Below are 15,362 nucleotides of genomic sequence, written 5' to 3' on the forward strand. Positions count from 1 at the left end.
TGTCACTTCCGGTTATAGAATGTACTTAAATTCTGAATAATGAGCCTTCAATTTCATTTGTCGCGAAGCAGTTCAAAGACATTACAGTTAATGTACCTGCTCCTGATTCTTGGTTTTTCATCATCAGCCCAATCGGCAGATGAAAGTATCCTCTCAAAAATTTCCAAATACCAGGCCATTAATTACCAGGAAAAGATCTTTCTTCAAACAGATCGTCCGGTGTATTTGCCCGGAGAAGAACTCTGGTTCAGTGCATTTTTGTTAAATGCCTCTTCTCAGCAACTCAATCAAACTGAGCGGGTCATGTATTTGGATTTGGTTTCGCCGGAAGGAACTACCCGCCAAAAAGACATTTTCAAATTAAATGCAGGAAGGGCCTGGGGAAGCATAACGCTTGATCAACAGTTGGAATCGGGCGACTATTATTTGCTTGCCTATACAAACTGGATGAGAAACAGCGGAAGTGACTACTATTTTTCGAAACAAATTCATATAGGTGAAGAAAGAGCGAACTTGACATTGGATACCATTTCAGTTTCAACTGCTGAAAACAAACAAGTAAGTGTTGATCAGGAGGAATTGACATCGTCTTCAAAAATACATTTGTCGTTCTTCCCTGAAGGAGGAGATCTGATGGACGGAAGTCTTTCAAAAGTAGCTTTTGAGGCGGTTAATGATAATGGCCACACGGTTGACCTGGATGCACTCGTTGTTGATGAATCCGGAGAAATAATAACGGCGGCAAAAACCTTGTGGAGAGGAAAGGGATTCTTCATGCTGAAACCTCAGGCAGGTAAAGACTATTTTATCCGGCCTCTTGGTTCAACTCCAAACGCACAACAATTTAAGCTTCCGGAAGCACAAGCCGATGGATTAGCCATGTCGGTTACGGAATTGACCAAACAACAAAAAATTAAAGTAAATGCAACCAGAATAGGGAATTCGGCTTCTGATTCGTCCGCCACGCTTTTAAGCATGCAAAACGGAATACCTATAAAAGCTTTTGCTATCGATTTCACCAACACACAAAGTGTAGACATACTAATTGATAAGTCAGATTTTAGATCGGGTATTGTCCAGTATACCTTGTTTGATGGAGATAAAAACCCTCGGGCAGAAAGGCTGCTTTTTATAAAAAATAACGACCTCCTTTCCATTGACCTGAAAGAAGAAGTATTGGCTGACAGCCCCCGAGGTAAAGTAAAACTATCCTTGCAGGTTACTGATCCGAACGGCAGTCCTGTAATAGGTGATTTTGCCTTGTCGGTAACTGATGCGTTGCGTATACCTGATGCCGCTTATAATTCACCAAATATTTTTCAATACCTGACGCTGTATTCCGATCTTCCGGATTTTAAAAGTGAAGCGAACTCACTTTTTGATAATACTGTTGAGAGGAACGTAAAATCTGAGCTGCTCATGTTAACCAACGGCTGGAGGCGGTATTCCTGGCAAGAAGTACTCTCTGATACCATTGCAATGCCGGAATACCTGGAAGAACCTGGGATTTATGTAGACGGAACAGTACGAAAATCACCAAAAAGTAAACGCATACCCGATGATGCTTTTATAACCATGGTCACCGGAGGAAAGGGTATGGAACTTTTTTCGGAGAAAGTTGGTGAAGATGGAGCATTTACGTTTTTATTGAAAGATTTTGAAGATACTTTAAGAGCGGTTGTTCAAACAAAAAACAGGATTGAAGCTAAAAAGGATTTTATGATCAGCCTGAGTACCAACTACCACATAAAACCGACTGATCAATATCAAAACCTGGTAGAAGTGCACCAACAATCCCGGACATCAGATGATTTTAAAGTGAATCAGAAAAGTCCTACGATTGAAAAAGGCGTGCTGGAGAAGCAACTGGTTCGAGCAATCTCGAAAGATACTTTTGTAATAACTACCGATTATTCCATTGGGGAGGTTACGGTGGAAGGAGAACGAACAAAGACGCTAAAAGAAGAAATGACTCAAAAGTATGGCCCGCCGGATAATTCGCTTGGCAAAAAGAGGATCAGTGAACTGGAAGAGGAGAAACCCTGGCATTACGGATTGATGACCATCCTCTCCGATGCGTTTCCTAACCTTCGTATTGAAACTATGCAATCAACTTTAACAAATAATAGATACAACGGGGTTGGTTCACCTCCTCAAGGTTCAACGATTTCCTATTCCAATTCTCCCAGTATATCATTACAGCTATTGGGGCAAAAAAAGCACCGCTTTTTTATTTTTGTCGATGGCGAGTTAATTGCTTCTTCCAACACAAACGGACAGATACAAGAAGCCTTAGCCAGTTATTCACTTTCCGATTTAATTTCGCTCGATCCAAAGGTAGTTTCCTCAATCGATTTAATTTTTCCGAGGAAATATGGAAACCGAACAACACTTAACAACGATGCTTCTTTTTATAATACAAGTGAGGTTTTGGATGCAGAAAATCCACCGGATGAAGTGCAGGGACTAACGGAGGATTCGGAAAACATGAGTACCCCGGCAGCGATTTTATCGATTTACACTAAGGATGGAGCCGGTTTATACAGTTCTGTTAACTACAAAGGCTTATCCAATATTACACTTCATGGGTTCACACGGGTTAAGGAGTTTTATCAACCTGATTATTCTGCTGCAAGTGCCGATAGTATAGTGAGTGATCGTAGAAATACACTTGCCTGGTTTCCGAATTTAAGTACCGACTACTCAGGCAAAGCCGAATTTTCGTTTTATACTTCCGATGTATCCGGTACCTTCCGGGTTGAAGTAAACGGAATATCAAACATCGGAGCCTTGGGTGCCACAATACATAAAATGTCAGAGCCCATGTTCGATGTAGATTCTATGATAGCGTTGGCAGAACAGAAACAGCCGGATTCTACCAGTTATTCACCCGATAATGACCGCGTTTTATTGCCCGACAGTTCAGCGGCAGCATATGCATTGGTCATGTGTCCTCGTAAAGATTGGTGTACTTTCACATCGCCTGAAGGCTATTATTCGGTGGATGATAAATGTACGGAAAATACCAGTAGTATTGTGATTGCAAAACCGGGGTATCAATCTTTAACGCAACTAATGGATAGCAGTAAGTCAAGCATAACAATGTTAGTTCCATCACCCAATTCTCCATCAACGATGGATGTGCAGGACATTTTAAAAAACTTTGATCGGTACCTTGAAAGAAACTACAATAAAAAGGATTATTTCCTTGAGGGGGCTTATCGCGAATTGTTGTTCAGCGAAAATGAATTGCATCAGCTAATCGACTATTCTTTTGCGCAGCGAAGGAAAAGACCTACGTCAAGCAATTTCACGACTGATTACCAGGTTTATGGTGGAAGAAGGTTTCAGTCAGATGAGTTAAACGATAAAATCAGCTTTACACCACAAAACAGATTTAATGGCCCCATTCCGGTAATGGATCCCATATTTGCCAATTTATCATTTCTTAGCTGGGCATCCAGAAAACAGTATGAATATATTTTGAAAGGTGAGACCACGTTTCAGGGCCGAAAAATGTACCACATTTTATTCGATCAGGTAGACGATTCGCCGTGGGCATTGTATAAGGGAGAAATGTTGATTGATGCAGAAACCTTTGGCCTGGCTTGGGCTACCTGGCAAATAAGCGATAAAGGTAAAAAATACCTGATGCCTGACGAATTCCTGGCTGCCGGAGGAGATCCCAATACTTTTAATCTGGTGAATGAGCACAATGAAACCACCTGGAGTTTTAACGGTGAATTTTGGATTCCGCGTATTGCGATTTCAACAGTTTCATTCCACCAAAATGAACAGCTAAATAAAATATCGCGTGAAGTGGTCTGGAAACCGGGAAATGGCAAAGATTACAAGCCCTTATCTCCGGAAACCATGAATCAACGTCTTGTCTTTACAAGTGCACCTGAATATCACCCGGAAGAGTGGCGCGATTCAAGACTATTACCGCCATCCAAAGAAATCTTTGAGCAGGTACGGTATCTGATCAATGTTACCGAATATGAAGATTAAGAATTGGCAACCTTCTAATTTGTATGTAATTACCAGAGTTTTGTTCTGGCAAAGGAACCAAACATTGATTTGTAATTCCAATTATATTTCTAACTGACTATTTTGGGCAGTGCTATCTTAATTAAAGGACGAATAAACGACAATTCTTGATTAATCGCTGACTACTTATAACCCGTTAATGGTTTATTTTAACCATATTTAAACGCTAACTAATCTATCAATAAAATGTATCGAGTGCCTTTCATTGTTGTACAAGACAGAATCAAATCATACCCAATTAAAGTGTTAAGTTTTCTGTTGGTATGTCTATTTACCTTCAGCTGCGACAGTGACGATGTAGGAGATACTTACTATACCTTTACCGGTGAAACGATAGGTGAGTATGTATCCAATCGACCTGAAATTTACTCCGAATTCACGCAATTACTCGAAAAAAGCAAGGTAATGGGTTTAATGAAAGCTTACGGCGAATACACCTGCTTTATACCTGATAATGAGGCGATGTACGATTTCTATCAATCAAAAGGGAAGAATTCGTTGGAAGATTTTACGGATGAAGAGCTGAAGAAAATTGCTTATGATCATATTATAAAGGGATTTTTATATGAATCGGTTAATTTTGTTGATGGCTTACTTCCAAATGTCACCATGAGCGGAAGCTATCTGAGTATGTCCACTTCTACGCAGGATGGCAAGTTAACATACGAGATTAATAGCTCATCTAGCATTACTTCAAAGGATATCGAAGTCCACAATGGAATTATTCACAGGATAGACAAAACATTTATGCCAACCGAAAGCACTCTTGTTGAAGTTCTTGCCAATGATCCAAAATTTTCACTTTTCACTGAGGCTCTGAACGAAACAGGACTCATTGAAAAATTAGTACTTATCAGGGATGAAAATTACGATCCCGGTTCCCTGATGGAAATGGATGGTGATATTAACTGGATTGGATCAATAATTCGTGTACCCAAAGAGCGTAGGTATGGATTTACCGCCTTTGTTGAAAGTAATGAAACCTATGCAGCAAATAACATTAATAATCTTGATGACTTAAAGAAATTTGCAAGCGATGTCTATGATAAGATGTACCCGGATGATGCGAACATTACAGATATTACCGACGAAAAAAATAGCCTAAATCGCTTTATCGCATATCATCTGGTTAATAAAAAATTACCCAAAAGGTTGTTAATTGAAGCCTATGATAATACCGGCCGTGATTATCAATCAACTGGAGAATCACATTCTATAAAGACCACAGACATGTGTGAATATATTGAACCCATGTGTCCGAATACTCTTATAGAGGTAAGGACATGGCGATTCAACAATGAGTATAATCTCATTAATATGATTGAGGAAACCGGGAATGCTATTCGTTTAACTGATGATTTTGACAATGATGCAGTAAATGGAGTATACCATGAAATCGATAATATCCTCGTTTACTCGGGCGATGTTGAAAGAATGCTATCAAGTAAAAGATTAAGGATGGACGCAGCAAGTTTCTTCCCTGAGTTTACCAACAATAACATTCGAATTGGACATGCTTCACCCAATTATATTTCGCAACAATGGTTTTTCACAAGAGATTATTTTGATCGGGTAAAACCTTCTAAAACAACCACCTTTGGATATTATGATCCTGATGACCGCTTTTGTGATTACCAGGGTGATGAAGTTCTGCTTGAAGGATTATACGATTTTGAGATTATCACCCCCCCTGTTCCTCCGGGAACCTATGAAATACGATTTGGGTACGTACCAAATGGAAACCGGGGTGTTGCGCAACTGTTCTGGGATGGCATACCTACCGGTATCCCGCTGGACCTCACAATTCTTGCCAACAATCCGCAAATTGGTTATGTACGACCTGGCACGGATGCAAGAGACCCCGAGGGTTTTGAAAACGATAAAGCGATGCGTAACCGGGGTTATATGAAAGCTCCAGCCTGCTTTGGCACTATCGATCCTGTATGGTTTAATGGAGGAGCGGCCCGTGGTGAAGAGGGGGCACTTCGTCGAATCCTTGGTATTTACACCTTTCAGGAAGCAACCAATCATACATTTACTGTAACAGGCGTTAAAACTGGTCAGTTTATGTTTGACTACCTCGAATTTGTTCCTCTTGAGGTTATTGAATTTGAGGATATTTACTAAGAAAAATCTTGACTCAGAATTTTAAATCCCTCTGTGAAAGTATACAAACGGTAAATTAACTATGAAGTTAATATCAAAAACACAGTTTTAATTTATTTCACAAGCACACTTTTTGATCTTGCATATTTATCGGAAATCAATTTAATAATATACAATCCACTGTTATTATTTAAGCTGAACGAAAGTTCGTGATTTCCTTTACTCTGATGCCCTGCAAATAAGTTTTTTATTTTTAAACCTGCCGAATTAAAAAGTTCTATCCGCACTGAAGCGGATTCCGGTAACATGTATTTTACTGTTGCATTGTTCTCCACAGGATTGGGATAAATCTCGAAACTGAAATCATCCGGATATCTTTTTTCAACTAAATCAGTTCCCGTTGATGTTGTTCCATACAATTCAAATTCGTAAAAGGAACTCCAGTACCAGGATGGATTGCTTGTGATCCTGATTCTTACATAACGTACAGCTTTAGCTTGTAATGTGCCACTCTGCGTCTGCTCCGTTGAAGTATTGTTTTGCTGATCAGCGGCCATTTCCCAGTTTGTATTATCATCGGAGACCTCGATAACATATCCGTAATCGGCAGCGAATTCCCAATTGACAGAATAGGAGGAAAGATCATATTTCCCGCCAAGGTCCACGCTCCACCACTGGTTTGCGGTCCCATTCGATGCACACCAACGGGTTGTGTAACTTCCGTCATTACCATCCTGTGTAAAGTTCCCGGATTCCTGCGTGCTGCTCGAAGCAGGTTTATTCAAAGCTATGTTTTTCCCCTGACTTATGGTATAATTGATGATGGATCCGGTAGGCATTTCTTCTCCCGATTTAGGAACCTGGCGCATAATGAGATCTTTTTCGAATGTATTGCCAAGTTGAAAAGTCCGTTTTCCGGGAACAAATCCATATTGATTGATAAGCTGCAAAGCCTCCTCTTCATTTAGGCCTGTTATATCAGGAACTTCAGATGTTGGAGTTGGAATGTACTCTTTTTTACTGATTTCCATCTCATTACCTGATATGGTGATTGGAACAATCCGGTAAGAATAGCTAAAAAATTTATCAGGTTGAATGAGAAATTCTTCATGTGGCCTTGCCCCCCAACTGTTATCTCCACCAACTCCCATTTGTTTGTAATTGATGTTCAAAATAGTATTGTCACTTTTCTCGAGTTCAAAGGGATGAAGCTTACTCTGCATCTCGAAAGCTGTGTAGCGTAATGCGCTAAATTCAAAACTATCTCCCACAACCATAATTCCGGAATTTTGTTGGTTAACGATCTTAACCCAGTCTGTGGCAATATGATTCCCTGTTTCCTGAGGCCGAATATAAGGGAAGAAATTTTCATCTACGCTCTTTTTGTACACTCCCTTGAATGAAGCCAGGTTACGGTCGATATAATTTTCGTAAGGACCTTTTCCGTACCATGTCAGCTGATCAAAATCTGACGGCAGGTTTATTGTATTACCGATCAATGGAATTTCAGGCAGGGAACTGCTACCCGGATAAAATCTCTCCGTCACAAGAATTTCGCCGTTAGCCATCACATCGTACTCCAAAAGTACGGTAGAGGGTTGTTGAGTTGGCACGGTCATGTAAGCAAAAAGTTTTATTCGTTTATTATTGCTATCATCAAAATAAAAAGTATCCAGTGTTCTTTGTTTGCTTGCATTTTCCCATGTGGCGCAACGAGAAGGTTCACCATTCCCGCGGTCGTTGTCAAGCGGCGCACGCCAGAAATTAGGAGTTGGTCCCTGATTGATCAATAACAACGAATCATAAGTATAAGAATTGATCATCCCCGAATTCGTATCAAATTTTAAATTAACCTTGCTGTTTTTTATGCTCAATAAGTTATCTGATACTGCGGTCTGAAGAGCTTCATTACCGAAATCGCTGGATTTTGTTATTGCAGGCGTGCTGAACGGAATATTGAACTGTTCTTTTGCTATTTCATACCCTTCACTTGCCCAGTTGTAATCTTTGGTAATCGTAAATCTGATATTGAGCCAATACTTCACTCCTGCTTTCAGTTCCGGTTTAGCCAATTGAATAGTCAGCAGTTTACTGTGAAGAGGAGAAAGTTTCAGATCATCGGCCGAAAGACTACCTTCATCAATTACGGTCGTATCAGCCAATAATTGCCAGTGGCCTGCAAATTCATTTAGATTTGTGAAGAGAAACCAGTTCTTCAGTATAAATTTTCCTGCAGATAAATCAATGGGCTTCATCTTAATGTTCTGATAAACTTTCTTTACTTCGTAAATGGCCGGTTTGGGTGTTCGGTCCGCATTCAGAAGTCCGTTTGCGCAGAAATTACCATCATTGGGATCATCTCCCCAGTCTCCACCAAATTTGTATCCAATGCTGTCTTTTAGGCTTTGATCGACAAAATCCCAAATAAATCCTCCCTGGAGATTTTTGTATTCCTCAAATAAATCCCAGTATTTATAGAGGTTCCCTGTGCTATTTCCCATGGAATGAGCATATTCACACAGGATCAGTGGTTTTTGATTGCCCGATTTGCCATAGTTTTCTACCGTGTTAACTGAAGAATACATGTGGCTCGTCATATCGCCATACTGATTGTCTCCTTCGTAATGCACCAATCTCGATTGATCATTAGCTTTTATCCAGTCGAACATTGCCTTGAAATTCGAACCGGCACCGGCTTCATTCCCAAGCGACCAAATCAGAACGCTGGGATGATTCTTGTCCCGCTCCACCAAACTGGTAATACGATCCAAACAGTTGGCAGTCCAGTTCGGATCACTTGTGGGAACACTCCCTCTTATTCCATGCGTCTCAAGATTATTTTCATCAATCACGTAAATACCATATCTATCGCACAAGTCTAACCAGTATGGATTGTTGGGATAATGACTGGTGCGGACCGCATTTATGTTGAACTTCTTCATGATGAGAATATCTCTTAACATCGATTCCCTATCTACAGCCCGCCCTTTTAGAGGATCTATTTCGTGACGATCTACACCTTTGAACAGAATTGGTTGACCATTGATAAGCATTTGTCCGTTCTTCAATTCAAATTTCCGGAATCCTACTTTACAACTCTCCATTTCTGTTATTTCTCCGTTGCCATCCATCAGTGAAAGAACCATGGTGTAAAGATTTGGTTCTTCGGCTGACCATTTCAAAGGATTATTTACATGAACGGTCCCGGTAACCTGGGAATAATTCTGACTAAAAGTCACATCTTGTTCCAATGGAGACGATAAAACTGGTAAATTCAGGCTATCGTATAACTGGACACTAACCTTGTAGCCGACTGGCAGCATAGTATCACGGGAAATTAAGCGAGCCGAAAAATCAAATTGAGCATCCTGATAGTTATTTACCAGATCGGTTGTGTAATCGAAATCCTCTACATGAACTTGCGGGATTTTATAGATGTATACATCCCTGAAGATTCCACTTAATCGAATGAAATCCTGGTCTTCAAGCCAGCTTCCATCGCTCCAACGGAACACCTGAACTGCAATAGTGTTTGAACCACTTGTAAGGTGGCTGCTGATATCGAATTCAGCTGGAGAATAACTGTTTTCGCTGTAGCCGATGTAGTTTCCATTGATCCATACATAGTACGCCGATTCCACTCCATCGAAATGCAGGATACATTCTTTGCTTTCCCAACTGGCCGGTAAATTGAATATTCTTCGATATGAACCAACAGGGTTGTAAACAGTGGGAGCTGCAGGAGGTGAAATATTTTCATACCCGTTCCATGGATAGGTAACATTGGTGTAAATCGGATAATCAAATCCCTGGAGCTGCCAGTTCGAAGGTACCCAAATGCTATCCCATGATTGATCACTGAAACTGACTTCATAAAAATCCTGTGGTCTCAAATCAGGTTTATTCACCAGATTAAATTTCCACTGGCCATTTAAAGAGAAATAATTTTCTGATACTTTGAGATCACATTGCAATGCATTTGCTAAAGTGATATACGGGACCAGTGTTGCATGTGCACTAAGTCGGTTTACCTGAAATACAGCTGGATTATTATTCCATTCGTCGGCTGGTTGGGCAAAACAGTTAGCAAACGAATTGATTAGTATAAAAATCAGGATGAGTTTTATTTTATTCTCTAAAAGCATCAATTTCAATTTTTTGAAGATTAATCACAGCCGTAAAATATAATAGCAAACATATTTAGTCTAGATCAAAAAAAAGCACAGTTAAAACTGTGCTTTTGAGAATATCTTCTAAAAAGTAGAACTTTTTCTATAATTACTTCTTTAGATACCAATTTGCTTCATCCATTAATTTTGAACGGATTGCTTCTTCGTTGCCCACATGTTTGGCAGCGACTTTATCGGCTAAAAATGACGGATCGCCCCGACGCAAAGCAACGCGCATCAAATCCTGAAAACGGTTGCCTTCAAAAGCGGTTTCAAGTGCCAGTTCTTCAATGATTTTATCTTCAACAAAAAGGATGGAATCTTCTAAAGTATTGAGTGCAGGAATTACAAAATCGGTTGCCCGTTCCACATTTCCGCATCCACGTGAATGTATGCCAATGTTATTATCGAATGCAATATTACTAAAATTGACATAATCGAGCCATGTCCCGGTAGAGTCGGTATAGGCGCTGTATTTCTCACGGGGTGGAACGATGGTATCCACTTCAAGAGCCTCCATGTTCATACCGTTTTTTATAACTGCAAAAGCCAGGTTCGGCTTGCCGGCGCGGTTAACCGCTTCGGCATAACGCAAGTAAAGCGTTGCTACACGATAAAGCATGGCCGCCTTTGCATCTTCAGCCCGCTCGCCCATTAGAAAATATTTTAAAATTACATCTTCATTACTAATACCAATCAAATTACCATTTATCACATAAGCGGTGTTGCCTCCAACATACGATCCCAGTTCACCTCTAAGATCACCTGGATTTGTAACGTTCGCGTTGTAATAGTAGGTCTGGGCATCCCAGTTATCAATTGCTACCTGGGAAGGAAGTACTTCATAATCTTCAACCGTTATATTGTACATTTCGTCTTCTTCTCCCAATTCCTTCGATCCGGCGATCAGGGTAATCTGTTCGTTATTGGTGAGTTCAAAAATGTCAACGAAATCAATATATTGTCTACCTACAAAAACACCATTGTCAACAAGCCAGGTCGAATTGTAGTTATCATCAATAACATAACGTTCTTCTTCAATCAAAGCATAATATTCGCGGGCAGCATTTTCATATTGCCCATTCCACATGTACAACTCGCCAAGCATTAACCGAACAGGAATGAATATCTTTCCGCTGTTCATATCTGCTCCCAATGATATTGCACCGGGATTTTCCACAAATTTTACGGGTTCAAGGTCCTGTATTAACATAGGCACCAGCTCGTTGATCGAATACTCAGGCAAATCTTTCTCTGCTTCGTGTATAGTTAAAAGCGGATCGTTATAATATTTTACAGTGCCATAATTTAAAGCAATCTGAACATAAGTCCAGGCACGAATCGATTTAGCGGCTGCATATTCTTTCAATAACGATTTTTCCCCACTTGAAGTAAATGCAGTATCAATATTATTAATCAGGTAATTACAGTGGTTGATCACCGAGTAGTAATCTTCGACCGAGTTGTATGGATTATCTGCCGATACTTCCAAATCATTGATCTCTCGCAGCTCAAGTCTTGCGTTTTCAGTCACATCCATGAGGTCGCCTCTTAATTCTCCCAGCAAAACATAAGGATCAGCCAGTTTTTGAAAATGAGAGAAAATACCGATCATGGAATAGATCGAATCATTCGGCGAATCGATCTGGTGATCTTCCGGAAACATGATACGCTCAGAATCCACATCAAGTAAGGTATCGCAACTTGTGGCAACTACCGACAGTACGATTAATCCGAGTAGTATTTGATTTAATTTCTTCATCTTTTTTTCTTTAATACGGTTTCCAATTCCGCTTGCTACAAACAATTTTTTAGCCGATTACAAGTTCATTTTTATTCCAATAAAATAACTTCTGGTTTGTGGCAGCATACCTGCATCAATTCCCTGGTACAACACTTCGTTACTCACTGATACTTCAGGATCGCGTCCCAGGTAATTTGAAAGGGTAAACAGATTGTTAGCCGAAATCCACACCTTTAGCCCCTCGATTACAGTACTTTTTAGAGGTACAGTATAGCCGACCGACAGTGTTTTAAAACGAAGGTACGATCCGTCTTCGATCCATCTGTCAGAGAAACTTGAGTTGCCCATCGGATCCTCGTAATTCACCTTAGGCTGGCTTGTTTCCTGTCCTTCATAGAACCAACTGTTAAGAACTGCAGTTGTCTGATTCATAGGGTAACTTCCTGCTTCCAGATTTGCACGGAGTGCGTTGTAAACATCATTACCATACGAATAAGTAAATAGTGCATCAATGGAAAAGTTCTTGATAGTGAATGTACTGTTGAACGAACCATAAAAGTCAGGATTCGGATCACCAATTACCTGGCGGTCTTTATCATCAATTATACCGTCACTGTTTATATCTTCGTAATGCATATCACCGGCTTCGAAATAATGCGAAACACCATCTTCGTCAATTATTCTCAAATTGGCTTCTGAAGCTGCGTCTCCTCCGGTAAAAACACCCAATGATTTGTAGCCGTAAAATACGCCGGCCGGATTATCAACAGAGGTAAGGATATCGGCTCCGTACATCGATGTAACGTAATCACCTTCGGGTAACGATTCAATTTTGTTTTTATAATGTCCGATGCTGGCACCAAATTCCCATTTGAAACTATTCTGGTTGATCAGTTTCAGGTCGGCAGAGAATTCGATTCCCATATTCGACATTTCACCACCATTTCCCCAGTAGTATCCGCTACCTGCAATTTCAGGCAACGATTTCAGAAACAGTAAGTCTTTTGTTTTGTTGTAGTATCCATCTGCTGTCAAAGACAAACGATCGTTAAACAGGATTGCATCTAATCCAACACTCATCTTAGCTGTTGTTTCCCACTGAACTTCGGTATTACCGATGTTTGCCAGAATCAATCCATTTGCACGGTCCATGTAACGGGTCGATTCAAAATAAGCACTCCAAATGTACGGTTCGATATCGTCGTTTCCGGTTAATCCGTAACCAAGTCGAAGTTTTAACAGATCAATGGCATTTGCATCAGCCATGAAAGATTCTGATGAGATCATCCATGCTGCATTAAGCGATGGGAAAATTCCCCAACTGCGGTCGAACAACTGGAAGCCTCCCTGGGTTTCGCGTCCAAATCGTGATGATCCGTCTACAGAAACAGCGGCAGATAACATGTATCTGTTATCGTAACTGTAATCAACCGAAAGATAATTTGTTATGGACTTCACCCGGTTATTGGCACCGTCAGTAAAGCGAATAATCTGGTCTAGCAGGTTCCGTTTTTGATCAGATCCCGAATTGTGTCCTTCTCCGTAATCTGCTTCATAAAAATCAGAAATATAACGAACACCTGCAACGGCGTTTATGGTATGAACTTGGTCGATCTGTTTATCAAATTTCAACTGCGTATCGTCGAAAATAGAAATGTTACGCATTTGCTGGCTTTTAAATACATTTTCAGAGATTCCGATACCAGGTATTTCACGATCCACCACACCTATGATTGGGCTATAGTAGGTTTCTTTGAACTTATCGAGACCATATTGAAATTGTGTACTTATTACTAGCGCCGGGGATAGCCTGAACTCCGGTTTAAAACCAATAGAAAGGCGGTAATGCTTACTGGTATTTAATGCATTTTCAATGATTGCTGTTGGATTACCAACTCTAAAAAAGTCTGAATCTTCGAGGTCAGCTGTTAATGTTCCGGTTGCTGTGTAAGAATAAGGATTCAGGAATGGAGCCTTAGCCATTGCCAAAAATGTAGGCGATGTATACTGATTAATACCATCGTCGAGCAAGGTATGATCAACGCTGGTATATCCAACGTTCATGCCCAGTTTTATGTTCTCGGAAAGGAAAAAGTCGGCATTGGTACGTGCGTTCATTCGTTGCAAATCGGTCGTTTTAACTGTGCCCGAATTTCCTGTATAACCCAGAGAGAAGTAATAAAGCGCCTTTTCGTCACCACCACTTACACCAATGTTATAACTCTGGGATATACCGTTTTGGTAGACTTCATCCTCCCAATCCGTATTATTGTGATACTTTTTGTAATCGATGGAGTTTGGATCGTCATTTAAATAAGGCATGTCGTCGATTGGGATACTCAGGTCGGCCGTTCCCAAAACGTCGGTTGTGTAAATCCTAAGCTGATCGCCGTTCATCATAGGAAGTGACGATGCAGGTTCGGTAAGTCCACCGTAGGCGTTAAAAACGATTTTAGTAGCCACATCAACGCCTCTTTTGGTTTTTACAATGATTACACCGTTGGCACCTTTCGAACCATAAATCGATGTTCCGTCTTTTATCACTGTAAAGCTTTCAATATCACTTAAATCAATATCATTCAACGGATTGCTGTAAAAACCATCGTGAACAGTTTGTACGTCGAAATAATTATTCCAGATTACCCCGTCGACCACAAACAGTGGTTGTGCATTCATATTTACCGAGTTTAAACCCCGGATAAATAAATTGGATCCCATCCTATTACTACCTGAACGGCTCAAAGCACGTACATCTCCATTCATTTTTGAATTTACCAAATCGTCAACCGATAAGTAATTTACGTAATCCATTTCTTGCGAACCTTTTATCGCGTTTGCGGTTGCTGCAGAGCGGACGGGTCCTGTAAGGCTCTCGATTTCTTTATACATGTCATTGAACACATCAGAATAAAGATCTATTTCCAGGCTTTGCCGCCCTCTTACCGCTACTTCCCGCATGTTGTAATCGTATGCAACAACAATCAGCACTTCACCGGGAGATGCAACTTCAATCTCGAAATTCCCTTTTTCATCGGTGGTAGCCGCTGAATTGTGGTTTTGTGAACGGATCTGAGCCGCCACAATCGGTTCCTGAGTTTTTGCATCGCGAACAATACCCTGTACCATGTATGCCGATGGATCGACAACCGGTGTTGTATCATTATCCGGAGTATTTACAACTGCTGATAAATCTGTTTGCCCATAAGCCACAGTACCAATTGCCAATGATCCGGCTATAAAGATCGAACGCAGGAATTTTCGTAAGAAATGATTCCTCATCGTATTAGTTATTT

5 protein-coding genes are annotated in these 15,362 nt (G+C 40.5%); 2 read left to right on the forward strand and 3 right to left on the reverse strand.

Going from position 1 to position 15,362, the window contains the following annotated elements; all coding sequences use genetic code 11:
* Positions 1-39 precede the first annotated feature (39 nt).
* Both WFY05_RS20625 and WFY05_RS20630 read left to right on the forward strand, forming a co-directional pair.
* On the forward strand, positions 40-4,011 hold the full coding sequence (locus WFY05_RS20625) for an MG2 domain-containing protein (RefSeq protein WP_340114830.1): 3,972 nt from the start codon (positions 40-42) through the stop codon (positions 4,009-4,011).
* A gap of 282 nt (positions 4,012-4,293) precedes the next feature.
* The gene (locus WFY05_RS20630) at positions 4,294-6,177 is read left to right on the forward strand and encodes a fasciclin domain-containing protein (RefSeq protein ID WP_340114831.1); all 1,884 of its coding nucleotides are present in this window, start codon (positions 4,294-4,296) and stop codon (positions 6,175-6,177) included.
* A gap of 92 nt (positions 6,178-6,269) precedes the next feature.
* Here WFY05_RS20630 and lacZ read toward each other — a convergent pair whose 3' ends face one another.
* The 3 genes from lacZ to WFY05_RS20645 form a co-directional block, all read right to left on the reverse strand.
* Positions 6,270-10,301 (reverse strand): beta-galactosidase, LacZ type, encoded by a 4,032-nt coding sequence (gene lacZ / locus WFY05_RS20635; RefSeq protein ID WP_340114832.1) that lies wholly within the window; start codon positions 10,299-10,301, stop codon positions 6,270-6,272.
* 133 nt (positions 10,302-10,434) lie between these two features.
* The gene (locus WFY05_RS20640) at positions 10,435-12,087 is read right to left on the reverse strand and encodes a RagB/SusD family nutrient uptake outer membrane protein (protein ID WP_340114833.1); all 1,653 of its coding nucleotides are present in this window, start codon (positions 12,085-12,087) and stop codon (positions 10,435-10,437) included.
* A 57-nt stretch (positions 12,088-12,144) separates the two neighbouring features.
* Positions 12,145-15,348, reverse strand: coding sequence for a SusC/RagA family TonB-linked outer membrane protein (locus WFY05_RS20645; RefSeq protein ID WP_340114834.1), 3,204 nt, complete (start codon positions 15,346-15,348; stop codon positions 12,145-12,147).
* Between the last annotated feature and the right edge of the window lie 14 nt (positions 15,349-15,362).

This window comes from Maribellus mangrovi (genome assembly GCF_037646455.1).
Lineage (GTDB): Bacteria > Bacteroidota > Bacteroidia > Bacteroidales > Prolixibacteraceae > Draconibacterium > Draconibacterium mangrovi_A.